Annotated in this window: 23 protein-coding genes and 3 pseudogenes; 17 read left to right on the forward strand and 9 right to left on the reverse strand. The window is 59.5% G+C overall.

The genetic code is table 11. The features are described 5' to 3' along the window. The first annotated feature begins 9 nt into the window (after nt 1-9). Nucleotides 10-753: a hypothetical protein gene (locus PspS34_RS14645; RefSeq protein WP_154909108.1), complete on the forward strand. Its 744-nt coding sequence runs from the start codon at nt 10-12 to the stop codon at nt 751-753. A 46-nt stretch (nt 754-799) separates the two neighbouring features. Further along, a complete protein-coding gene (locus tag PspS34_RS14650; RefSeq protein ID WP_159390026.1) occupies nt 800-2092 on the forward strand; it encodes a hypothetical protein in 1293 nt (430 codons plus the stop codon). A gap of 60 nt (nt 2093-2152) precedes the next feature. Here PspS34_RS14650 and PspS34_RS14655 read toward each other — a convergent pair whose 3' ends face one another. Further along, entirely contained in the window at nt 2153-3478 is a 1326-nt protein-coding gene (locus PspS34_RS14655; protein WP_154859883.1) for a sigma-54 dependent transcriptional regulator, read from the reverse strand. Nucleotides 3479-3820: 342 nt separating this feature from the next. Here PspS34_RS14655 and PspS34_RS14660 point away from each other — a divergent pair, with 342 nt between their 5' ends. The 3 genes from PspS34_RS14660 to nhaB all read left to right on the forward strand — a co-directional run bounded on the left by PspS34_RS14660 (nt 3821) and on the right by nhaB (nt 7244). Continuing rightward, on the forward strand, nt 3821-4087 hold the full coding sequence (locus PspS34_RS14660; protein ID WP_150815212.1) for a hypothetical protein: 267 nt from the start codon (nt 3821-3823) through the stop codon (nt 4085-4087). A gap of 286 nt (nt 4088-4373) precedes the next feature. After that, nucleotides 4374-5663 (forward strand): hypothetical protein, encoded by a 1290-nt coding sequence (locus PspS34_RS14665; RefSeq protein ID WP_154859882.1) that lies wholly within the window; start codon nt 4374-4376, stop codon nt 5661-5663. Between the two features lie 78 nt (nt 5664-5741). Then, nucleotides 5742-7244: a sodium/proton antiporter NhaB gene (gene nhaB / locus PspS34_RS14670; RefSeq protein WP_159390027.1), complete on the forward strand. Its 1503-nt coding sequence runs from the start codon at nt 5742-5744 to the stop codon at nt 7242-7244. 171 nt (nt 7245-7415) lie between these two features. Here the strand turns inward: nhaB and zwf are convergent, their stop codons facing one another. Continuing rightward, a complete protein-coding gene (zwf, locus tag PspS34_RS14675; protein WP_154946476.1) occupies nt 7416-8939 on the reverse strand; it encodes a glucose-6-phosphate dehydrogenase in 1524 nt (507 codons plus the stop codon). Then, on the reverse strand, nt 8936-9916 hold the full coding sequence (gene gnd / locus PspS34_RS14680) for a phosphogluconate dehydrogenase (NAD(+)-dependent, decarboxylating) (RefSeq protein ID WP_159390028.1): 981 nt from the start codon (nt 9914-9916) through the stop codon (nt 8936-8938). The genes zwf and gnd overlap by 4 nt, the downstream gene beginning before the upstream one ends. 271 nt (nt 9917-10187) lie before the next feature. Here gnd and PspS34_RS14685 point away from each other — a divergent pair, with 271 nt between their 5' ends. From PspS34_RS14685 to PspS34_RS14695, 3 genes are all read left to right on the forward strand, one after another. Further along, complete coding sequence (locus PspS34_RS14685) at nt 10188-10370, forward strand: DUF6026 family protein (RefSeq protein ID WP_090455368.1); 183 nt, start codon at nt 10188-10190, stop codon at nt 10368-10370. 199 nt (nt 10371-10569) lie between these two features. Beyond that, nucleotides 10570-12306: a phosphoethanolamine transferase CptA gene (locus PspS34_RS14690; protein WP_154946478.1), complete on the forward strand. Its 1737-nt coding sequence runs from the start codon at nt 10570-10572 to the stop codon at nt 12304-12306. 168 nt (nt 12307-12474) lie between these two features. Beyond that, complete coding sequence (locus tag PspS34_RS14695) at nt 12475-12684, forward strand: hypothetical protein (RefSeq protein ID WP_159390029.1); 210 nt, start codon at nt 12475-12477, stop codon at nt 12682-12684. A 77-nt stretch (nt 12685-12761) separates the two neighbouring features. On the opposite strand, the gene PspS34_RS14700 is transcribed toward PspS34_RS14695, so the two are convergent. The 3 genes from PspS34_RS14700 to zapE form a co-directional block, all read right to left on the reverse strand. Further along, the gene (locus PspS34_RS14700; RefSeq protein ID WP_150814019.1) at nt 12762-13253 is read right to left on the reverse strand and encodes a GNAT family N-acetyltransferase; all 492 of its coding nucleotides are present in this window, start codon (nt 13251-13253) and stop codon (nt 12762-12764) included. A gap of 115 nt (nt 13254-13368) precedes the next feature. Then, nucleotides 13369-13950 (reverse strand): DinB family protein, encoded by a 582-nt coding sequence (locus PspS34_RS14705; protein ID WP_154909112.1) that lies wholly within the window; start codon nt 13948-13950, stop codon nt 13369-13371. Nucleotides 13951-13976: 26 nt separating this feature from the next. Continuing rightward, a complete protein-coding gene (gene zapE, locus PspS34_RS14710; RefSeq protein ID WP_102670460.1) occupies nt 13977-15095 on the reverse strand; it encodes a cell division protein ZapE in 1119 nt (372 codons plus the stop codon). A 159-nt stretch (nt 15096-15254) separates the two neighbouring features. On the opposite strand from zapE, the gene PspS34_RS14715 reads away from it, so the two are divergent. Continuing rightward, nucleotides 15255-16307 (forward strand): aldo/keto reductase, encoded by a 1053-nt coding sequence (locus PspS34_RS14715; RefSeq protein WP_159390030.1) that lies wholly within the window; start codon nt 15255-15257, stop codon nt 16305-16307. Then, nucleotides 16304-16411: pseudogene (locus PspS34_RS28590) on the forward strand (metal ABC transporter ATP-binding protein); the annotation flags it as partial. The gene PspS34_RS14715 and the pseudogene PspS34_RS28590, both read left to right, overlap by 4 nt. A 12-nt stretch (nt 16412-16423) precedes the next feature. Here PspS34_RS28590 and PspS34_RS14720 read toward each other — a convergent pair. After that, nucleotides 16424-16639: pseudogene (locus tag PspS34_RS14720) on the reverse strand (arginase family protein); the annotation flags it as partial. 10 nt (nt 16640-16649) lie between these two features. Here PspS34_RS14720 and PspS34_RS14725 point away from each other — a divergent pair. From PspS34_RS14725 to PspS34_RS14735, 3 genes are all read left to right on the forward strand, one after another. After that, nucleotides 16650-16817 (forward strand): hypothetical protein, encoded by a 168-nt coding sequence (locus tag PspS34_RS14725; RefSeq protein ID WP_159390031.1) that lies wholly within the window; start codon nt 16650-16652, stop codon nt 16815-16817. A 48-nt stretch (nt 16818-16865) separates the two neighbouring features. Beyond that, on the forward strand, nt 16866-17135 hold the full coding sequence (locus PspS34_RS14730) for a hypothetical protein (RefSeq protein ID WP_154946480.1): 270 nt from the start codon (nt 16866-16868) through the stop codon (nt 17133-17135). Nucleotides 17136-17216: 81 nt separating this feature from the next. Beyond that, nucleotides 17217-17756, forward strand: a complete 540-nt coding sequence (locus PspS34_RS14735) for a dihydrofolate reductase family protein (RefSeq protein ID WP_159390032.1) — start codon at nt 17217-17219, stop codon at nt 17754-17756. A 152-nt stretch (nt 17757-17908) separates the two neighbouring features. Here the strand turns inward: PspS34_RS14735 and speB are convergent, their stop codons facing one another. Together speB and PspS34_RS14745 are read right to left on the reverse strand one after the other, a co-directional pair. Beyond that, nucleotides 17909-18868 (reverse strand): agmatinase, encoded by a 960-nt coding sequence (gene speB, locus PspS34_RS14740; protein WP_154859875.1) that lies wholly within the window; start codon nt 18866-18868, stop codon nt 17909-17911. A 21-nt stretch (nt 18869-18889) separates the two neighbouring features. Next, nucleotides 18890-19981, reverse strand: coding sequence for a polyamine ABC transporter substrate-binding protein (locus PspS34_RS14745; protein ID WP_159390033.1), 1092 nt, complete (start codon nt 19979-19981; stop codon nt 18890-18892). A gap of 101 nt (nt 19982-20082) precedes the next feature. Between PspS34_RS14745 and PspS34_RS14750 the strand changes: the two genes are divergently transcribed. The 4 genes and pseudogenes from PspS34_RS14750 to PspS34_RS28595 form a co-directional block, all read left to right on the forward strand. Then, nucleotides 20083-20976 (forward strand): LysR family transcriptional regulator, encoded by an 894-nt coding sequence (locus tag PspS34_RS14750; protein ID WP_159390034.1) that lies wholly within the window; start codon nt 20083-20085, stop codon nt 20974-20976. A 164-nt stretch (nt 20977-21140) separates the two neighbouring features. After that, nucleotides 21141-22247 carry an enoyl-CoA hydratase/isomerase family protein gene (locus PspS34_RS14755; RefSeq protein ID WP_159390035.1) on the forward strand — a complete coding sequence of 369 codons (1107 nt, stop codon included), beginning with the start codon at nt 21141-21143 and terminating at the stop codon, nt 22245-22247. A gap of 3 nt (nt 22248-22250) precedes the next feature. Next, the gene (locus PspS34_RS14760) at nt 22251-23402 is read left to right on the forward strand and encodes an acyl-CoA dehydrogenase family protein (protein WP_090455384.1); all 1152 of its coding nucleotides are present in this window, start codon (nt 22251-22253) and stop codon (nt 23400-23402) included. Nucleotides 23403-23435: 33 nt separating this feature from the next. Next, a pseudogene (locus PspS34_RS28595) lies at nt 23436-23513 on the forward strand (outer membrane lipoprotein carrier protein LolA); the annotation flags it as partial. Nucleotides 23514-23518: the final 5 nt, after the last annotated feature.

The following is a 23518-nucleotide window of genomic DNA, read 5'->3' on the forward strand; positions in this document are numbered from 1 at the left end:
GAGCAGCAAATGAAAACCTCGTATTGGGTGGTCGCTGTCTGTCTGGCAGCGAACACTTCAGGTTTTGCTGATGAGTTCAGACCCATCGAAATCAAGGACGAGGAACTGGCCGAGTTGCGTGGCCGATATGTGATGCCGGGGCGGGTCATCAGCTTCGGTGTCGTCATGAGCAGTACCTGGCGCAATGCCAGTGGTGACCTGATCGGAGCCTCCACCTCGATGCAGCTTCAAGCCGCAACGGTCAAGCCCGAGTTCTATGTTTCGACCATCAAGCAATCGGGTCATGGCGGCACGTCCAGGTCGGGCAGCGGTCACGTGTCGGGGGGCGCAGCCCTGAGCACTTCCCGGGGCATAACCCAGGTCACACGGGCCGCAGGTGATGGCAACAGCGCAAACAACAACATCGCAATCAACGTCAAAGAGGCCAGCACGGCCCCTGCACTGGTGCCGGGCCAGGGCCAGGCGCTGATAGCCGGTCAAACCATCACCGGCAGCAATGCCGCAGGCAGTGTCGCGGTATCCGCGACCAGCGGCGGCGTTCAGATGGCCATTACCGCCAACAACAACCAGGGCACCAGCCTGCAACAAGTCGCCCAAGGCGGGTTGCTGCAAAACACCCGGTTGCTGGGCAGCAGCAATGTGGTCGACAACATGACTCAACTCGACGTTGTGCTCAACAATAATGGCCCGAGTGCGGGTGCATTGGACTGCAACCTCAACCAACTCGCTGCATTACGGACCATGGGCTATTGAACTACGCTGAGTCTGGACCATTGGGCACAAATGGACGGCTTATTTCATGTACCGATCAGTATCACTGCGTGCAGTTGCATGCTTGAGTGCTCTACTCCCGGCGGCGATGTTGCAGGCAGCACCTGACCCGGAACTGGAGGCGCTCAAACAAGAGCTTCTGGAGTTGAAACAACGATACGAAGTACAGCAAAAAGCCTTGGCGGTTCTCGAACAACGGGTCCGCCAGGTCGAAGAGCAGCCCGCTTCGCCCCCTCCCAAACGCCTGGCCAAGTCGCCCGCGGATCTCAAGGGTAATCCAGGCGTCGGCACCGGCGCCGCAGCCGCAGCCGCCGGAGGCAGCGGCAGCTCTTATGGACAATCGCTGGCCAATGACTCGCAACCGGCGCAAAGCGTTTCGAACCTGTATGACGAGGCCAGCGGTTTTTTCGGCGGTGGCAAGTTCAGCGTCGAAACCGGGATAACCTACTCCCGCTACGATTCCCGCCAACTGGTCCTCAACGGTTTTCTCGCTCTGGACTCGATCTTCCTGGGCGCTATCAACCTGGACCGGATCAAGGCCGACACCTGGACGCTTGACCTCACCGGTCGCTACAACTTCAACAATCGCTGGCAGTTCGACCTGAACGTGCCGGTGGTCTACCGTGAGTCCACGTACCAGTCCGGTGGCGGCAATAGCGGCGCCGCAAACGTCACGACCGAAGACACCGTCAAGGAAGACCCGACCATAGGCGACGTCAACTTCGGTATCGCCTACAAGTTCCTCGACGAATCGGCCAACACGCCGGATGCCGTGGTGACCTTGCGCGTCAAGGCGCCTACCGGCAAAGACCCGTTCGGCATCAAGCTGGTTCGGGTGGCCGATAACTCTAACCTGGCCGTGCCTGAATCCTTGCCTACCGGTAACGGCGTCTGGTCGATTACGCCGGGGATCTCCCTGGTCAAGACGTTCGATCCGGCGGTGCTGTTCGGCAGCCTGTCCTACACGTACAACATGGAAGAGTCTTTCGACGACATCAGCTCCAACCCGGCGGTCGAGACACCGGGCAAAGTACGCATTGGCGACAGCTTCCAGATCGGCGCCGGCATTGCGTTCGCCCTGAACGAAAAGATGAGTATGTCGTTCTCGGTCTCTGACCTGGTGCAACGCAAAAGCAAGCTCAAGGAAGATGGCGGGGATTGGCAAGCGGTGGTCTCCAGCGATGCCAACGCCGGTTACTTCAACATCGGCATGACCATTGCGGCCACCGACAACCTGACCATCGTGCCCAACCTGTCCATCGGCATGACGGACGATGCCCCGGACTTCCAGTTCAGCCTGAAACTCCCCTACTACTTCTGACCCGAACAAAAACCCCGCTGCAATTGCAATCGCAGCGGGGTTTTGGTTTGCGGCCGGGGTTCAGCGAATCTGGTGCTTGTGCAACAACCGGTAGAAGGTCGGTCGCGACACACCCAATACTTTGGCGGCGACACTCAGGTTATCGCTGTGGCGACTCAATACATCGCACAACGCCTGGCGTTCGGCCCGGGACTTGTATTCTTCGAGGGTGCCCATCGGCGCTGCGAGCGTATGCTGACTGATCAACCCCAGGTCACGGGCCTCGATCTGCCGGCCTTCGGCCAACACCAGCCCGCGACGAACGCGGTTGGCCAGTTCTCGAACATTGCCTGGCCAGTCGTGTTTGCCCATGGCAATCAACGCGTCTTCGCTGAAACTACGTGGGCGGCGCCCGGTTTCATGGCTATAGAAATGGGAGAAGTGGTTGGCCAACACCGCCAGGTCGCCATGGCGCTCGCGCAGCGGAACGGTCGCCACTTGCAGTACGTTCAAGCGGTAATACAGGTCCTCGCGAAAGCGTTTCTTTTCGATGGCGGCTTCAAGGTCGGTATGCGTTGCTGCCAGAACCCGCACATCCACCGGAATCAGCTGACTGCCGCCGACCCGCTCGATGTGTTTTTCCTGGAGGAACCGCAACAGGTTGGCCTGCAACTCCAGTGGCAGGTCACCGATCTCGTCGAGAAACAGGGTGCCACCGTTGGCGGCTTCTATCCGTCCGACCTTGCGTTGGTGCGCGCCGGTAAATGCGCCTTTCTCATGGCCGAACAACTCGGACTGGATCAAATGCTCGGGAATCGCACCACAATTGATCGCAATGAAGGGTTTGCTGTGACGCTGGGACTGACGATGCAGGGTTCGTGCGACCAGTTCCTTGCCAGTGCCGCTTTCACCGCGAATCAACACCGGAGATTCGGTCGGAGCCAGTTTGCTCAACAGCTTTCGCAGCTCACGAATAGGTTTGCTGTCGCCCAGCAATTCGTGCTCGGGCTGGTCGACATAGACCGTGCCCTGCCCGCGCAAGCGCGCCATGCCAAACGCGCGCCCCAGTGTTACCTGGACCCGGGACACATCGAACGGCAAGGTATGAAAGTCAAAAAACCATTCACAGACGAAGTCGCCGACATTTTGCAGCCGCAGTACATCCTGGTTGAGTACGGCTATCCACTCGGTGCCGCTGCGGCTGATCAGCTCTTTGACGGCCTCCGGGTGCTCAAGGTGAAAGGGCTGCAAGCGCAGCAAGCCCACGTCACAGGTTCGGTCAACGGCGTTCTCCAGCGTGCAGCTGTCAACGTCCCAACCGATGGCGCGCAATCCAGGGAGCAGGCGATAGCAATCGTCACAGGGGTCCACCACTAACAAACGTCGTAAGGCAGGCGCATCACTCATGACTGATCCTTGGCGCCAAATTTATGAAAATTTAATAAAAACAGTCATTTGGCAGACCTGGCTGTAACATTAGCAAGAATTTGACAGGGCCTTGTACTGTTTGACTATAGGGATGTCACAAAACCAGTTATAAGTTGCGAATATGTTAGTTACCTAACGACTCTTTCCTTTCATTCAGCTTTCAATGTCAGGCTCTTCCTTGAATCTGTGAAATAAAGTGGAATTTTCTTTTGATTGTGTGTGACCCGAACCCCGGTTGCGGGCATCAGTACAAGTAACCAGCTGAACGGTAAGCCCAACCGTCGGCCTATCACTTGATTGGGCATACAGAGAGAAGACCCTATGAACGCCCCGCTCCGTATCAACGAAGCACTTCTGATTGCCGACCGCGCATTTAAACCATTCAAATGCGTGGCCTGGGCCCCACAAGACGGCAATGGCGAACTCAGCCTGACCGTTATCGACCGCACCAGCACCAGCATTGGCCGCAAGCAGATCCCAAGCAGCGCCTATTCCGATCCAGCGCAACTCGAACGGCTGCTGGAACAGGCTCGCGCCGAACTGAGCGAGGAAGGTTACACTCTGCAGTCGTGGTCGATGCCGCACTAATCGTTTTGCGGATTACTCCGGGGTAATCCGCGCCCTTTTCCTGTCTTTAGTTCGCAGTTTTTTCTGGCCGCGCACACTACGTGACACTGTTTAATTCGAACTTCACATACGCCTGATACTTTGCAGGCTCGCCATTGGTTCGAAAAGACACTGTTGTGGCACACAGCGACCCTCCGTCTGTTAGTTCTTACCGTTGTGCATCCCTTCATTCAGGGATTGAATAATCTCCCTATCAAGTCGCCACCCAAACTTCTGGATCAGGACGACTCGCAAGGAGATGCGGTGCATGTCAAGCCAGTCCGCTTTTGCCTACTCCGCTACCCGGACCAACGCCGGGGCCCTCGATATGACGTTTGCCGCCAACGGCAAAACCCAGGTCTATTTCGCCGACAGCCTTTTCAGCCTGGCCAATGACGTTGCGATCGATGCGCAAGGTCGCTTGCTGGTAGCTGCAAAAGTCGGCATGGCCGATGGCATCCGCTTTGGCCTGGCCCGCTTGCTGGCGGATGGTTGCGCAGACCTGACGTTCGGCAAACAAGGCAGTGTCATCGGGCAATTCGAACCGGGGTTCGAAGCCATGGGCACCAAGGTCCTGATCCTGCCCGACGGCAACATCCTGTTGGCTGGCCTGCAATACGTAAACGCGCACCGCACGCTCCCGGCCCTGGCATTGCTGGATCAGGATGGCCGCCTGGTGCAAGGTTTTGGCGATAATGGCCACCGTGTCGTGCGATTACCTGGCGATCTGTCCCTGGGCATGCGCGATATCCGGCTGCCTCTCGGTGTGCCGGGCGCAGAAGCCTGCGATGTGGCCATACAGCAAGACGGCCGGATCCTGATCCTGGCCAACCATCACTACGAACTGGCCGATCACGTCGGCATGCTGATACGCCTGGATGTCGAAGGCTCGCTGGACTGCTCGTTCAACGACCGCGGCTTCGTGATGGTCAGGCACCTGCTGATGAATACCTGGCTCAGCAGCCTGACGGTACAACGTGATGGCCGAATCCTGGTCGGTGGATCGATCAATTTTCCCGAGGAAGGCTTGCTGGCACGCTATCACCCGGACGGGCGCCTCGACGACCGATTTGCCGTGGATGGATTCATGACCTTCAAGGCCCAAGGGCATGGCGCCCGGGTCTGTCAGGTGGTCCAGCAAAACGAAGGCGAAATCCTGTGTTTTGGCAGCAGTCGCGAGCCGATGCACTGCCTGACATTTAAAATGCACAGCAACGGCCGCCCCGACAGTCATTGCAACGGAGGACATCCGCAGCGGCGGGAAATCGGTTACAGCGGATGCCAGTGGACCGCCGCGCAGTTACAGCCTGATGGCAGTGTGCTCACGGCGGGCGCCACCATCGGCGGCGTCGAAGCAGACTTCATTCTCGGGCGATACCTGCCCAACGGCCTTCCCGATCGCCGTTTTGGCAAAGGCAGCGGCTATACACGTACGCGCCTGGGCCCCAGCCTGGATACCGCCACCTGTGTCGCCGCGCACGCCGATGGAAACATTGTAGTGGGAGGCTATTCGCTGCACGGAAACTACAAGGCGGTCATCGCTCGTTTCCAGGGATAAACACCGGCATTTTTCCTGCGCTTGATCTTCTCGTGCGCTTGCGGCAACTTGCGCGCTTCTCAAGACAAGGAGCAGCCGATGTCCGGTTCAATGGCCCAGGCGTTCGCGCACAACTTTCTCGGGCACTCGCCCCGTTGGTACAAGGCCTGCATCGTCGGCTTTCTCATCCTCAATGCCCTGGTGCTTTGGACCGCAGGCCCGGTGGCTGCCGGCTGGCTACTGGTGCTGGAGTTCATCTTCACCCTGGCCATGGCACTCAAATGCTATCCGCTGATGCCCGGCGGGCTGCTGTTGATTGAAGCCCTGCTGCTGAAGATGACCACGCCCCAGGCGCTGTACGACGAGTTGTTGCACAACTTCCCGGTGATCCTGCTGCTGATGTTCATGGTGGCCGGTATCTATTTCATGAAGGACCTGTTGCTTTACCTGTTCTCGCGCCTGCTGCTCGGGGTCCGCTCCAAAGCCTTGCTGTCCCTGATGTTCTGCTTTCTTTCGGCCTTTCTGTCGGCGTTCCTCGATGCCTTGACTGTGACCGCCGTGATCATCAGTGCCGCCGTAGGTTTTTACTCGGTGTATCACCGCGTCGCCTCGGGCAACGATCCGCGCCAGGACAGCGAGTTCAGCGACGACCAACATCTGCCCACCCTGCATCACGGTGATCTGGAACAGTTCCGCGCGTTCCTGCGCAGCCTGCTGATGCACGGCGCCGTGGGCACCGCGCTGGGCGGTGTCTGTACGCTGGTCGGTGAACCGCAGAACCTGCTGATCGGCCATGAAATGGGCTGGCACTTCGCTGAGTTCTTTACCCGGGTTGCGCCGGTATCCCTGCCGGTACTGGTTGCCGGGCTGGTAACCTGCGTCCTGCTGGAAAAGCTGCGCTGGTTCGGATACGGCACGCTGCTGCCGGATAACGTTCGTGCGGTGCTGGCCAACTACGCCGCCGAAGACAATGCCGAGCGCACCACGCGCCAAGGTGCAGCGCTACTGGTGCAAGGCTTTGCCGCATTGATTCTGATTGCCGGGCTGGCGTTCCACATCGCCGAAGTGGGTTTGATCGGTTTGATGGTGATCGTGTTGATTACCGCCTTTACCGGCATCACCGACGAACACCGCCTGGGCACAGCGTTCAAGGACGCCATGCCGTTCACCTCATTGTTGGTGGTGTTTTTCGCCGTGGTCGCGGTGATTCACGACCAGCAACTGTTCGCCCCACTGATTCACTGGGTGCTGACGCTCCCGGCAGACCAACAACCGGGCATGCTGTTCATTGCCAACGGCCTGCTGTCCGCCATCAGCGACAACGTGTTCGTTGCAACCATTTACATCACCGAAGTGAAGCGCGCGTTCATGGCGGGTGAGATGACCCGTGAGCACTTCGAAACCCTGGCGATTGCGATCAATACCGGTACCAACCTGCCGAGCGTGGCGACGCCCAACGGTCAGGCGGCGTTTCTGTTCCTGCTGACCTCGGCGATTGCACCGCTGGTGCGTCTGTCGTACGGGCGGATGGTCTGGATGGCGCTGCCGTACACCGTGGTGATGGGGACATTGGGCTGGTATGCGGTGAGTTACTGGCTCTGACACCGCCGAGCCTTTGTGGCGAGGGGGCTTGCCCCCGTTGGCTGCGCAGCGGCCCCAAAACCTACTACTACGCTGTAGCAGGTACACCGAGTGATGAAATGGCGACTGCTTCGCAGCCGAACGGGGGCAAGCCCCCTCGCCACAAAAGCTCGCTCCCACAGAAGATAGGTGTTATCCGAGGCGGTGCCAGACGCGACCGTCACGGGTAAGCAGTTCTTCGCCGGCCTTGGGGCCGTTTTCCCCGGCAGCGTAGCTCTGCACGCTGGAATCCTGCTGCCAGGCATCCAGGAACGGCTGCACGGCGCGCCAGCCGTTTTCGATGTTATCGGCACGCTGGAACAGCGTCTGGTCACCCGTCAGGCAATCGTAGATCAGGGTTTCGTAGCCGGTGGACGGTTGCATCTCGAAGAAGTCCTTGTAGGCGAACCCCAGCTCGATGTTGTCCATTTTCAAGGCCTGACCGGGACGCTTGGCCAGCAGGTCGAACCACATGCCTTCGTTCGGCTGGATCTGAATGCGCAAATAGGTCGGCTGCAGCTCATCGACCTCGGTATCGCGGAACTGCGCATAGGGCGCCGGCTTGAAACAGATCACGATCTCGGTGTCACGCACACTCATGCGCTTGCCTGTTCGCAGATAGAACGGCACGCCGACCCATCGCCAGTTATCGATCATGACCTTGAGGGCCACATAGGTTTCGGTATTGCTATCGGGTGCGACGTTGTTTTCCTGGCGATAGCCCGGCAGTGCCTTGCCGTCGATCTCACCGGAGGTGTATTGGCCGCGCACCGAGTTGGCGCGGGCTTCCTCCACCGTCCAGGGCCTGATCGCGCCAACGACCTTGGCTTTCTCGCCGCGCACCGCATCGGCGCCGAACGCGGCGGGCGGTTCCATCGCTACCATCGCCAGCAACTGGAACAGGTGATTGGGCACCATGTCCCGCAGCGCGCCGGTGTGCTCATAGAAACTGCCACGGGTTTCCACGCCCACGGTTTCGGCGGCGGTGATCTGCACGTGGTCGATGTAGTGATTGTTCCAGAACGCTTCGAACAGGCTGTTGGAGAACCGGCTGACCAGGATGTTCTGTACGGTCTCCTTGCCCAGGTAATGGTCGATGCGGTAGATCTGCTTTTCCGTCATCACCTTGAGCAGGCAAGCGTTCAAGGCTTCGGCCGTATGCAGGTCGGAACCGAAGGGTTTTTCGATCACCACCCTTCTGAAAGCCTCGGGGGTTTCTTCCAGCAAGCCGGCCGAGCCAAGACGGCGCACCACTTCACTGAAGAAACGCGGCGCGGTGGCCAGATAGAACACCGCATTGCCAGTACCGCTGTCGGCGATTTTTGCCGCCAGCGCTTGATAAGTGCTGTCGTCCAGGAAATCGCCCTGGACGTAGCTGATGCCTTTGGCGAGTTTGGCCCACAGCGCCGGGTCAAGGGCTTGATCGCCCTTGCCGGTCCTGGTGGCCACCTCGTTGCGGATGAAGTCTTCGAGTTTTTTCGCGAAGCCTTCATCGCTGATGGCGTTGTGGTCAACGCCGATGATCCGCAGTCCATTCCCGAGTAAACCGTCACGGCTGAGATTGTACAGCGCCGGCATCAGCAGGCGCTTGACCAGATCGCCGTGGGCGCCGAACAGGAACAGCGTGGTCGGCGGCGCGGGTTCAGCCTTGGATTTCCTGCGGATCGCGTGGGTCATTTTTTCGAGGTCTCCACATGGCCGCCGAAGCCGAAGCGCTGGGCCGAGAGAATCTTGTCGCCAAAGGTGCCTTGCCCACGGGAACGGTAGCGGGAGAACAGCGAGTTCGACAGCACCGGCACCGGCACCGCTTGTTCCATGGCAGCTTCGATAGTCCATTGACCTTCACCGCTGTCGGCCACGGACCCGGAGAAACCGTCGAGTTTCGGATCGCTGGCCAGGGCGTCGGCAGTCAGGTCCAGCAACCACGAGGACACCACGCTGCCACGACGCCACACTTCGGCGATATCGGCGACGTTCAGGTCGAAACGCTGGTCTTGCGGCAGGCTCTCGCTGTTTTTGGTCTTGAGGATGTCGAAGCCTTCTGCGAACGCCTGCATCATTCCGTATTCGATGCCGTTGTGGATCATCTTCACGAAGTGCCCGGAACCGGCCGGACCTGCATGAATGTAACCACGCTCGGCACGATCGTCGTCGGACTTGCGGTCCTTGGTGCGCGGGATGTCGCCCAGGCCAGGGGCCAGGGATGCGAACAGCGGGTCGAGGCGCTTAACAGTCTCGGCATCGCCGCCGATCATCATGCAGTAACCGCGCTCCAGGCCCCAGACACCGCCGGAGGTACCGACGTCGATGTAGTGCAGGCCTTTTTCCGACAGGGTCTTCGCCCGGCGGATATCGTCTTTATAGAAGGTGTTGCCGCCGTCGATGATGGTATCGCCGGCGTCGAGCAAGGTGCTCAGGGTGTCGATGGTTTCTTCGGTCGGCGCGCCAGCTGGCAGCATGACCCAGACCGCACGCGGCCTGGCCAGGCCGGCGACCAGCGCCGGCAGATCGGTGACGCCCGTGGAGCCCTCTGTAGCCAAGGCTTCGACAAAGGCGGTATTGCGATCGTAAACAACGGTGGTGTGCCCGTTGAGCATCAGGCGCCGCGCAATATTGCCGCCCATGCGGCCCAGTCCAATAATCCCGAGTTGCATGTGCTGATGCTCCCTACTACAAATTAAGTGTGTCAAAGGTTATAGCCCAACGCGACTCATGAGGTTAGTCCAGAGCGTTGGCACGAAGTTTCCGGGCATTGTGCCCGATCCTGATGGATAACGTCGGGAATCAAACCGAAGACACAACGACCATGAAAAATAAAAAAGTTCCATTCTGGGGCAAAAGAAATCAAAATTGGCGCCGATAGTAGGTCAGCCCCGGATTTCGAGGCGTACCTACAGTTGAGACACGCCATTTGCGAGGTGAGCAATGGGCACAGTACATACCGCACTGCCAGCACAAACCCTTTACGTCACAATCCGTCGCGATGAATTGCGCCAGTTGAAAGACGAACGCGATCAGTTGAAGCAGGAACTGGCACAATTGCGGCTGCTGCTGCAAACCAATCAAGTGCAGCCCCTGGCTGTGGTGCAACACGCCCCACTCGCCTGACCCCCCCTCTTTGAAGCGGGAGCGGTCTGCACTGCTTCCGCACCGGCTCACGCCCTGCCGCCCCTGGCAACTCACAAAATTTTCACAATTGTTACACGACAATTACTCGTTTAGGTCGCCCGATTCCGCGCGGCCCTCGTTCGTCGTCCGTGATATCCAAGTCCCGGCGGTGGTAGTGAACTCTCGGCTGGAGCGCTGAATGTCTTTGTTTAAACGCAGCAACACGACTGCGGCAGGTTTTGATTGGGCCGGATTTGTCTGGCTGTTTGTATTCTTCTGGTACTTTTCCGGCATCACCCAACTACTCATCCAGTTGACTGGCACCTCCGGCTTTAGCGGATTCCGCCAGGCCTTCGTCATGAGCGCCTTCTGGCTGGCGCCGATGTTGCTGTTCCCCCGGCAAACCCGCGTCATGGCTGCCGTGATCGGCGTCGTACTGTGGGCGTGCTCCATGGCGAGCCTGGGTTACTTCTTCATTTATCAGCAGGAGTTTTCCCAGAGCGTCATCTTCATCATGTTTGAGTCGAACGTGGCTGAAGCCGGCGAGTACATGACCCAGTACTTTGCCTGGTGGATGGTGCCGGCGTTCCTGGCACACACCGCTTTTTCCTGGTTCCTGTGGACACGCCTGCGCCCGGTGTACCTGCCCCGTGGCAAGGCAATCGTGGCCGCGGTGGCCATTGTCGTGGCGGTAGTCGGTTATCCGCTGATCAAGCAAACCTCACGCACCGGCAGTTTCGCCGAAGGCTTCGACAAGTTCGAAACCCGCATCGAGCCGGCGGTGCCATGGCAAATGGCCGTGGCCTATCACCGCTACCTGGAAACCCTGGCCGGCATGCAGGACATGCTCAATAACGCCAGCAAGATTCCACCGCTGCACAACCTGAAGGACGCAATGGCCAACACGCCTGCGACTCTGGTGCTGGTGATCGGTGAGTCCACCAACCGTCAGCGCATGAGCCTGTACGGCTACCCCCGGGCAACCACGCCGGAACTGGACAAGCTCAAGGATCAACTGGACGTTTTCGACAACGTCATTACGCCGCGCCCCTACACCATTGAGGCGCTGCAGCAGGTCCTGACCTTCGCGGACGAAGAAAACCCCGACCTGTACCTGTCGACGCCATCGCTGGTCAGCATGATGAAACAGGCAGGTTACAAGACCTTCTGGATCACCAACCAGCAGACCATGACCAAACGCAACACCATGCTCACGACCTTTTCCGAACAGGCCGATGAACAGGTGTATCTGAACAACAACCGCAACCAGAACGCCGCCCAGTACGATGGCGACGTGATCGAGCCTTTCAACAAGGCCCTGGCCGACGGGGCACCACGCAAACTCATCGTCGTGCATTTGCTCGGCACGCACATGAGCTACCAGTACCGTTACCCGTCGACCTTCGACAGGTTCCAGGACCGTGAGGGCGTGCCTGCCGGCATTCGCGATGACCAGTTGCCGACGTACAACAGCTACGACAATGCCGTGCTGTACAACGACTTCGTGGTGTCCAGCCTGATCAAGGACTACGCCAGGACCGATCCGAACGGCTTCCTGCTGTACCTGTCCGACCATGGCGAAGACGTGTTCGATTCCGTGGGCCACAGCACCTTGGGGCGCAACGAGAACAAGCCGACAGCACCGATGTACACCATTCCGTTCATGGCCTGGGCATCGCCAAAATGGCGCGCAACCCATGACTGGAACCTCGCGGGTGATCTCTCGCGCCCTTACAGCAGCTCGCACCTGATTCACACCTGGGCCGACCTGGCGGGCCTGAGCTTCGACGAACTCGATCGCAGCAAAAGCCTGGTTAGTGACAGCTTCAAGGCCCGGCCATTGATGATCGGCAACCCGTATGAGCGTCAGCAGCGTGCGCTGATCGACTTCAGCTTGATGAAGCCCAAAACGCCACCGACTGTCGTTCAGCAGTAATCCTTTCAGGGGCCGGTTCCGGCCCCTTTTTCATGCTCCCGTTGCAGCCATGCAGGTCGTTGGTGAAGTTGATTCCCAATTGACCGAATCGGCGGATAATGCCATTTCGACACTGCTTCATTGATTCATGGACGAAAGGCATCCGACATCTGTAGTGGGAGGCAAACCATGAAACACACCGCAATGATTCTCGCCGGCCTGATGGCCTTGGGCTCAACCAGTGCTTTTGCCGAAGGTGGGGCCGAACGCATGCGCTATTACTACGAAAGCCTGCGACTGGCCCAGCAAGAAGCCCTGGGCCACCCCATCCAAAGCATTGAACTGCGGGTTCCGGACGATCAAACCGCACAAATGACTGAAACCTACAGACCGAAATGATCCATGGACGTCTGATTGCAGTTCTAGGTAGAAGACTGTCGGGCGTCCTGATGGACGCCCTTTTTTTGCCTGCTGAATCAGAGGTTCTTGGTCCAGAACAGCATCCGTCCATGGGCCGGGTCGAACATACCGGCGGCGAAACCGGCTTTTTCATAGGAACCCTGGGCCACGGCATTGCCTTCCAGCACCTCCAGGGTGAGCTTGCAGCAGCCACGCTGACGGGCGATGTCTTCGACCTTTTGCAGCATCTTCTGGCTCAAGCCCAGGCCGCGAAACTTTTTCACCACCGACACATCATGCACATTGACCAGCGGCCGACAGGCAAACGTCGAGAACCCCTCGAAGCAATTGACCAGCCCGGCCGGCTCGCCACCGACAAAGGCCAGCACACTGAATGCGTGGGGGCGCCGGGCAAGTTCGCCCGGGAGCTGCTCCAGTACATTGGCCGGCAACGGCTGGCCGCCCCCCATCGGGTCCTCGGCGTAGTGGTTCAGCACCAGGCAAATAGCCTCGGCGTGCACCGGATTGGTGTAACTGGCCTGAAGCACAAGAATTTCTGCGGAGTCCATTTCCATCCTCGATCACACATGAAGTAGCCCCCAGCATGTACTCACGCTGAAGTGCCGGCAGACCATAGCGCGAGCAATGTGCCAACGACAATCGCAACCGAGAAAATCTTTGGCCTCAAGCGCCCCAGATCAAGGCTTCCGTCCACCCCAGTTCGGCAAAATCCTCGGCCCGCAAGTGCGACTCACCGGCGCAGAAAAACTCGTCGAGTTGCGGTGGCTGGACCGAGGTGCCGCTGAGCATGGCGTGAATCTGGCCGCGGTGATGGATCTGGTGTTCAAACAAATGGGACAGCAGGCGCAAGCGACTGTCGTGTTGTGGGGTGTCGCGGGCGATGGTCACGATTTTGCCCAGGTCGGCGTCGCGCATCTGCTCGCAGTAGGCGATCAGCCGGCGGTCGACGTGGGCCTGTTCGCCAACCAGGTCCGTTGCCACGAGGCAGGGTTCGTCCTCCTTGAAAAACACCCGGCAATCGGGATGCGGGTCGTCGCCGCGCAGTTCGCGCTCCAGGGCGTCCACATAAAACCAGTCACAGGTGAGGATGTGGTTGAGGGTGGCGCGGATCGAGGGGAAGAAGCTGACCCGGGATGCGCTCAGTTCCTGCGGGCTCAACTGACGCCAGGCCTTGGCCAGTCGGTGATTGGCCCAGGCGTTCTGGTAGGCCATGGTCAGCAAATGGTGTGACAGGGGCTGATTCATGTTCGCTGCTCCCGATCAAAACCCGATCAAACTTCGGCAAACCGCTGCAGTTGCATTTCCTGCAATCGACTGAGGGTGCGGCGGAACGGAAATTCCAGATAACCCTCGGTGTAAAGCGATGCCATTGGCACTTGCGCTTCAAGGTACAGCGGCACCTTGCGGTCGTAGCACTCGTCCACCAGGGCAATGAACCGTCGCACACCATCGTCATGCACCGACAACTGCGGCAACTCGCGATCTCCCGCCTCCACCCGCTCGACACCGTCCTCGGTGCCGCGGGCAATGCGCCCTGCGCGCTTCTGTGCGCTGAGGTTGGGCACGTCACTCAACAGGATAGCGCCGTAGGTATCGCACAGGGCGATGAAATCCATGGCCGCGAAGGGTTGCTCGCACAGCGCGGCGTAACGGGTCCAGAGCACCGTCGGGCTGGCCTTGACCACCTCAAGGGAACGGTGACCGACCTTGACCGGCTCGCTCGATACTGACTGGCCGACGCTCAACAACTGGAACACTTCACCCAGCGCGCAGGGGTTACCGGGCTCGGCCACCCAATAACGTTGCAAACCGGCCCCCGGATGCAGGCGATGGTCTTCCCCGCCATCCACCGCAATCACCTGCATGTGCTGCTTGATCGCCGCGATGGCGGGCATGAAACGGTCGCGATTGAAGCCATCGGCGTACAACTGGTCCGGCGGCAGATTGGACGTGCAGACCACCACCACGCCCTGTTCGAACATCACCTGGAACAGGCGCCCGAGAATGATCGCGTCGCCGATGTCATTGACGAACAGTTCGTCGAAACACAGCACGCGAACCTCTTCAGCCAATTCACGGGCCAACGCCTTGAGCGGATCGGCAGTGCCGGTCAGTTGAAACGAGCGTTGGTGCACCCAGCCCATGAAGTGGTGAAAGTGCTGGCGCCGCGCCGGTACTCGCAGGCTTTGGTAGAACTGGTCCATCAACCAGGTCTTGCCCCGCCCCACCGGCCCCCACAGGTACACACCGGAAATGGGCGCGCGGTCTGCGTGCAACGCTTCGTGGCATTTTTGCAGCGCCCACACCGCATGTTCCTGGGCCTCGTCCTGGACGAAGCCCTTTTGTTCGATGGCATGCTGCCAGGCGCTTAAGGGGGAATCGATAGTCATGGGCGGCAGTATGCCATTGCCCATGGATAACGCGACCGGTGATCGGCAGTTTTGTGCAGACAGGAAAAGCACCTTGACGCTTTAAATTACCAGCATCATATTAATTAGATGCTTTAGATAATCTATTAAACCTTGTCGCCATCCCTCTGGAGTCATCCCATGCATTACAAAGTTTTCGGTCGTAAAACCGGCTTGCGTGTTTCCGAACTGGCGCTGGGCGCGGGTAATTTCGGTACCGGTTGGGGCCATGGCGCCGAGCGTGACGAAGCCAAACGGATTTTTGATGGTTATCTGGAAGCCGGTGGCAATTTCATCGATACCGCCAATGGCTATCAGGGCGGGCAGTCCGAGGCCATGCTCAGCGAATTCATCGCCGCAGAACGGGATCGCCTGGTCATCGCCACCAAATACACCCTCGGGACTACACCGGCAGCCGGCATTTCCCACACTGGCAACAGCCGCAAGAACATGGTGCGCGCCGTCGAAGAAAGCCTGAAACGGCTGAAGACCGAGCATATCGACCTGTTCTGGGCGCACATGAGCGACGGCGTCACGCCCATGGAAGAGATCCTGCGCGGCTTCGACGATCTGGTCAGTGCCGGCAAGATTCATTACGCCGGGCTTTCGAACTTCCCCGCCTGGCGCATCGCCCGCGCCGACCTGCTGGCCGAGGTACGCGGTTTTGCCCCGATTGCCGCGATCCAGGTCGAGTACAGCCTCGCCGAACGCACCGCCGAGCGTGAACAATTGCCGATGGCCGAAGCCCTGGGCCTGGCCGCGACCTTGTGGTCGCCGCTGGGTGGCGGCTTCCTGACTGGCAAATATCGCAACAGTGAGGGCGACAATCGCGCGAACAAACTCGGCGTGCTGATCCACGCCGAAAAAAGCGCCCGCGAAACCGCCCTGCTCGACACCTTGATCGATGTCGCCGCAGAACTGGACGCCAGCCCGACCCACGTGGCCATCGCCTGGCTGCGGGAAAAAGCCAGGCGCTCGACCACGGCGCTGATTCCGATCCTCGGCTCCCGGACCCGTGAGCAGCTGGATGCCACCCTGGGCGCGCTGAATGTGCAGTTGAGCAGCGAACAACTGGCACGACTGGACGGCGTCAGTGACGTGGACAAAGGCGTGCCGCACGAATCCATTTCCGGTTCGTTCGCGCGGTTCAGCGGTGGTCAGATCCTCGACCTGCCAATCGTTCCAGTGGCCTGACACAAATCAAAACTGTGGGAGCGGGCTTGCTCGCGAAGGCGTCGTGTCAGTCGACATTGGTATTGAATGACACACCGCTTTCGCGAGCAAGCCCGCTCCCACAGAGGGATTGCGTTTTACTTATCGACCTTATGTTTTGCCGCATACAGGCACAACATCTCCATCGCCAGCGTCGCCGCCGCCAGTGAGGTGATCTCCGCGCTGTCATAGGCCGGTGCCACTTCCACCACGTCCATGCCCACCAGGTTGATCCCGCGCAAACCGCCGAGAATCTCCAGCGCCTGCACCGTGCTCAAGCCGCCGCATACAGGTGTTCCGGTGCCCGGGGCGAATATCACAACGATGAATCATTTTGCCATTACGACTTCAGTTGCCCTGGTGGGGCTGGACCTGGAGATCCCGGAAATACTGGAGAACATCAACCTGCAGGACGGTGAGATCATTGTCGATGTAGGGGGTGGTTCAGGGCATTTGCTGTTGCACATGCTGGACAAGTGGCCAGAAAGCTAAGGCATACTCTTCGATTTACCCGGCGCGGCAAAAATCGCGCAGGAACAAATGCACAAGATTGGAAAAGCTGGCTGCGTCGAAATCGTCGTCGGGGAATTCTTCAAGAGCATGCCGGACAGTGCGCTGCTGGTTGTAGTGGACCTGGTGATTGACCAGGGTGAAAGTGCCCAGCCCAATCCCACGGGCACAATGATGGATCTTTACATGCTGTCCTTGTTCGGTATCGCCGGTGGCAAGGAGCGCAACGAGGTTGAATTCAGAACCCTCATTGAAAACAGCGTGGGAACGGCATTACCTTCGCCTACCCGAAATAAATGATCACCATCGCCTCTCGCCACTTTCCAGAGGGGCTCTCTATTTACGGGTCATTTCCCAACTGCATGATTACAAGGAAAACACATGTCGACGCTGGTCTATTACGTAGCTGCCACCCTGGATGGTTATATTGCCACTCAACAACACAAACTCGATTGGCTGGAGAACTTTGCGCTGGGGGATGACGCAACGGCCTATGATGATTTTTATCAGACGGTCGGAGCGGTGGTCATGGGGTCGCAGACCTATGACTGGATCAAGTCGAACGCTCCCGATGAGTGGCCCTACCAGGATGTACCCGCCTTTGTCATGAGCAACCGGAATCGGTCAGCCCCCGCCAATCTGGATATCACCTTCGTACGCGGTGATGCCGGGGCCATCGCGGCCGCGGCCAAGCAAGCGGCCAAGGGCAAGAATGTCTGGCTGGTCGGTGGCGGCAAAACGGCAGCCTGTTTTGCCGACGCCGGGGAATTGCAGCAGCTGTTCATCACCACCATTCCGATCTTTCTGGGCTCCGGCGTTCCCGTACTGCCCGTTGACCGCGCGCTTGAAGTCGTTTCAAGAAAACAGCGTACGCTGCAGAGCGGTGCCATGGAATGCGTCCTGGACGTGAAAGCGGATTAACACCCCACTTTATCCAGGGTATCGACCTCTCCTCCCTGAGCGCTGACGAGGACGCAACCTATTTCGTTAAGGCACTTGTGCTTGGTGATGGGGAAGTCTAAATGTCGTCAAATTGTAGCTTCGCCCACACTGAGCTCACATTGGGTTTTGTATTACTTATCGACCTTATGCCTGGCCGCATACAGGCACAGCATCTCCATCGCCAGCGTCGCCGCCGCCAGTGAGGTGATCTCCGCGCTGTCATAGGCCGGAGCCACTTCCACCACGTCCATGCCCACCAGGTTGATCCCGCGCAAACCGCCGAGAATCTCCAGCGCCTGCACCGTGCTCAAGCCGCCGCATACAGGTGTTCCGGTGCCAGGCGCAAACGCCGGATCGAGGCAGTCGATGTCGAAGGTCAGGTACACAGGGTTGTCGCCGACCCGCGCGCGAATCGCCTCGACGATCGCCTCGCAGCCACGGCGGTGCACCTGCCGTGCGTCGAGCACCTGAAAGCCCTGATGATCATCGTTGGTGGTGCGCAAGCCGATTTGTACCGAGCGCGACGGGTCCACCAGCCCTTCCCTGGCCGCGTGCCAGAACATGGTGCCATGGTCGATGCGCTTGCCCTCTTCGTCCGGCCAGGTATCGCTGTGGGCGTCGAAGTGGATCAGCGACAATGCCCCGTGCTTGCGGGCATGGGCCTTGAGCAGCGGGTAAGTAATGAAGTGATCGCCGCCAAAAGTCAGCATTGCCGTGCCAGCATTGAGGATGTGCTCGGCGTGGGCCTCAATCATTTCGGGCGTCGACTGCGGCGAACCGTAGTCGAAATCGCAATCGCCGTAGTCGATGACCGCCAGGTGATCGAACGGATCAAACGTCCACGGCCAATGCCGTTCCCAGGCGATCCCGGCCGAGGCGGCGCGAATGCCCCGTGGCCCGAAGCGTGCGCCGGGGCGGTTGCTGGTGGCCGTGTCGAACGGCACGCCGCTGACTGCCACGTCGACACCGCGCAAGTCACGACTGTAACGGCGACGCATGAAACTGGTGATACCGGCGTAGGTACTTTCAGCGGCCGTGCCGTAAAGGCTGTCACGGGTAAGGGCTTGATCGTTCTGCATCGGGACGTCCATTGAAGGCTCCTTCTTTTATAGTTATTGGCGGCTACGGAAAGTGGTCCACAAGCGCGTGCGCTGGCGCATGTCCTTGAGGTTCATGCTGCGGTCGGCGTACAGCCGTTCGCGCACGTCGGCCAGCGGGTAGATGTCCGGATCGGAGCGCACCGCTTCATCCACCAGCGGCGTGGCGGCCTGGTTCGCTGTGGCGAAGAACAAGGTGTTGGTCAGTGCCGCAACGGACTCGGGGCGCAACATGAATTCGATAAAGGCGCGGGCGGCTTCTGGGTGCGGCGCGTCCTTGGGAATCGCCAGGTTGTCCTGCCACACGAGGGTGCCTTCCCTGGGAATCCGGTAGGCAATTTCATAGGGTTTGTTGGCCTTGCGCGCCTGGTCGGCGGCCATGCTGGCGTCACCGTTGTAGGTCAACGCCAGGCACACGCTGCCATTGGCCAGGTCGCTGATCTGCCGACCGGTGGCGACGTACAGCACATTCGGCTGTAGCTGATGCAGCAACGCCTCGGCGGCTGACAGATCATTCTTGTCCGTGCTGTAGGGATCTTTACCCAGGTAATGCATCGCCAGTCCGATCACCTCCTGGGGCGAGTCGAGAATGGCGATGCCGCAGTCCTTCAACTTGCTCGCGTACTCGGGTTTGAACAGCAGGTCCAGGCTATTGAGCGGCACGTTCGGCAAGCGCTGCTTGATCGCCTCGACGTTCATGCCCAATCCCAGCGTGCCCCAGGTATAAGGCACGCCATAGCGGTTGCCGGGATCGACAGCGGCGAGTTTTTCCAGCAAGTCCGGATCTAGGTTGGCGTAACCCTTGAGTCCTTCGTGGGGAATCGGATTCAACGCCCCGGCTGCAAGCCCCCGGGCCAGCACACTGGAGGACGGTACCACCACGTCATAACCGCTGCCGCCGGTGAGCAGCTTGGTCTCCAGTACTTCCGAAGAATCGAAGGTGTCGTAGCGCACATGGATGCCGGTTTCCTGCTCGAACCGCTGCAGGGTTTCGGGGGCCACGTAATCGGCCCAACTGTACAGATTGACCACCTTGTCTTCGGCCTGGGCCGAAACAGCCACGGCGAGCAACAGCGCGGGTAAACACAGCTTGAACATGGGAGCCATGACGAACACCTGACCAGAGGAAGTGGTTGCAGGATGCGTCGTCGGATACATTGGTGAAATATCAAGTTAATTAACCTGACTTTATGACGGAGTAATGTTTGATGCTCGGCCAACTCCATGATCTGGACCTGCAATTGTTGCGTCTGTTTGTCAGCGTGGTGGAGTGCGGCGGTTTCAGTGCCGCCCAGGGTGAGCTGGGCTTGAGCCAGTCGAGCATCAGCCAGCAAATGGCCAAGCTGGAAACCCGCCTTGGCTATCGCCTGTGCAGCCGCGGCAAGGGCGGATTCAAGGTCACCGCCAAGGGCGAACAACTCCTCAGCGCCACACGCACCCTGTTCGAGTCCATCGAAGCCTTCCGCCATCAATCCAACGGCGTGGCCGGGCGCTTGATCGGTGAAGTGCGCCTGGGTCTGTCCGAAGCCCTGGATCAATCGGTGCTGCAACGGGTGGCCGAGGCGATCCGGCGCTTCCGTGAGCGGGACGAGTCAGTGCGCATCGAACTGATCAGCGCCATGCCCGGCGAAATGGAGCGCTTGCTACTGCAACAGCGGCTGGACCTGGCCATCGGCTATTTCTCGCAAGTGCAAAGCGCGTTTGACTACCGCCAATTGTTCATTGAAACCCAGCATCTGTATTGCGCCCCCGGCCATCCGCTGTTCACCAACCCGGCCCCCTGCGATAAGGATCTGCAGGCCAGCGACCGGGTCGATCACCCCTACCGTTTCCTGCGCAGTGACGAACCCTTCCAGGGCAAGCTGTGTTCGGCGCGCTCGGAACAAGTCGAAGGCACCCTCGCCTTTATCCTTTCCGGCAAGCATGTCGGTTATTTGCCCAGCCACTTCGCCCATGCCTGGGAAAACAAGGGTTTGCTCAGGGCCGTGCGTCGAGGCGACATGAGTTTCGATGTCGCGTTTCATCTGGCCCGGCACCGGGCGCAAGTGGCCGGCGATGCACAAAAGGCATTCGAAGAGGATCTGCTCGCGGCGTTTGCCTGACTACGTCGTGGTCTACGCTGTAACAATGCCGGACACTGTCATGCAAAAATGCACAGATAACCTGCACTTATCCGGGTTGTACAAGGCAAATTTGCACTGATACGATCCGCCATCGCTCGCGCGCGAGCATCTTGATAAAGAACAATAAAAGCAGGGAGTTAGTGATGACTGCTCAGGTTTTTTCTCCCGGGACTCAGTCCATGGATGCCATGCAAAACGAAGTGCTGGCCGAGGTTCGCAACCACATTGGTCACCTGACCCTCAACCGCCCCGCCGGCCTCAATGCCCTCACCCTGGACATGGTGCGCAACCTGCACCGCCAGCTCGACGCCTGGGCCCAGGATTCGCAAGTCCATGCCGTGGTCTTGCGCGGTGCCGGGGAAAAAGCCTTCTGCGCCGGCGGCGACATTCGCTCGCTGCATGACAGTTTCAAAAGCGGCGACACCCTGCACGAAGATTTCTTTGTCGAGGAATACGCCCTCGACCTCGCGATCCACCACTACCGCAAACCGGTGCTGGCCCTGATGGACGGTTTTGTCCTCGGCGGCGGCATGGGCCTGGTGCAAGGCGCAGACCTGCGCGTGGTCACAGAGAAAAGCCGCCTGGCGATGCCGGAAGTCGGCATCGGCTATTTCCCGGACGTCGGCGGCAGTTACTTCCTGCCGCGCATCCCCGGTGAACTGGGTATTTACCTCGGCGTCAGCGGCGTGCAGATTCGCGCCGCCGATGCGCTGTATTGCGGCCTGGCCGACTGGTACCTGGAAAGCGACAAGCTTGGCGTCCTGGACGAAAAACTCGACCAGCTCGAATGGCACGACACGCCGCTCAAGGACCTGCAAGGCCTGCTGGCGAAATTCGCCGTGCAGCAACTGCCCGATGCGCCACTGGCGACTTTGCGCCCGGCCATCGACCACTTCTTCGCCCAACCCGATGTGCCGAGTATTGTGGAGCAACTACGCCAGGTAACGGTCGCCGACAGCCATGAGTGGGCCGTCACCACCGCCGACCTGCTGGAAACCCGCTCGCCGCTGGCCATGGCCGTGACCCTGGAAATGCTCCGTCGCGGACGCGAGCTGCCCCTTGAACAATGTTTCGCCCTTGAGCTGCACCTGGACCGTCAGTGGTTCGAGCGCGGCGACCTGATCGAAGGCGTGCGCGCCTTGCTGATCGACAAAGACAAGACACCGCGCTGGAACCCGCCCACCCTCCAGGCACTGGACGCCGAACACGTGGCGAGCTTCTTCAGCGAGTTTGACCGGAGCGAGAGCTGAGCCATGCACGATATCGAATTGAGTGAAGAGCAAGTCATGATCCGCGACATGGCCCGGGATTTTGCCCGCGGCGAAATCGCGCCCCATGCCCAGGCCTGGGAAAAGGCCGGCTGGATCGATGACGGTCTGGTGGCGAAAATGGGCGAACTGGGCTTGCTGGGCATGGTGGTCCCAGAGGAATGGGGCGGCACCTATGTCGACTATGTGGCCTATGCACTGGCGGTAGAAGAAATTTCCGCCGGCGACGGTGCTACCGGCGCCTTCATGAGCATCCACAACTCCGTGGGCTGCGGGCCGGTGCTCAACTACGGCAGCGAAGAACAGAAGCAGACCTGGCTGGCGGACCTTGCCAGCGGCCAGGTCATCGGCTGTTTCTGCCTGACCGAACCCCAGGCCGGTTCCGAGGCGCACAACCTGCGCACCCGCGCCGAACTGCGCGACGGCCAGTGGGTGATCAATGGCGCCAAACAATTCGTCAGCAACGGCAAGCGCGCCAAACTGGCGATTGTGTTTGCCGTGACCGATCCGGACCTGGGCAAACGTGGCATCTCGGCGTTCCTGGTACCGACCGACACCGCCGGTTTTATCGTCGACCGCACCGAACACAAGATGGGCATCCGTGCTTCCGACACCTGCGCGGTGACCCTGAACAACTGCACCATCCCCGAAGCCAATTTGCTGGGCGAGCGCGGCAAGGGCCTGGCCATCGCCTTGTCCAACCTCGAAGGCGGCCGCATCGGCATCGCCGCCCAGGCACTGGGCATCGCCCGCGCAGCGTTTGAGGCGGCACTGGCTTATTCCCGTGATCGTGTGCAGTTTGGCAAAACGATCAATGAACACCAGAGCATCGCCAACCTGCTGGCCGACATGCACATGCAGTTGAACGCCGCGCGATTGATGATCCTGCACGCCGCACGCCTGCGCACGGCCGGCAAACCCTGTCTGTCGGAGGCGTCACAAGCCAAGCTGTTTGCGTCGGAAATGGCGGAAAAGGTCTGCTCCTCCGCGATTCAGATTCATGGCGGATACGGGTATCTGGAAGACTATCCGGTGGAGAAGTACTACCGGGATGCGCGGATCACGCAGATCTACGAAGGGTCGAGCGAAATTCAGCGGATGGTGATTGCCCGCGAGCTGAAGAACTACCTGATTTGATGCCCTGTACCTGTAGGAGCGCGCTCGCTCGCGATGGTGGCCAACGATAACGCGGGGTACCTGAATCAACCCGGTGCCCTCAGGTTTTTCGCGAGCAGGCTCGCTCCTACAAGGGG

The organism is Pseudomonas sp. S34, from assembly GCF_009866745.1.
GTDB classification, from domain to species: domain Bacteria; phylum Pseudomonadota; class Gammaproteobacteria; order Pseudomonadales; family Pseudomonadaceae; genus Aquipseudomonas; species Aquipseudomonas jessenii.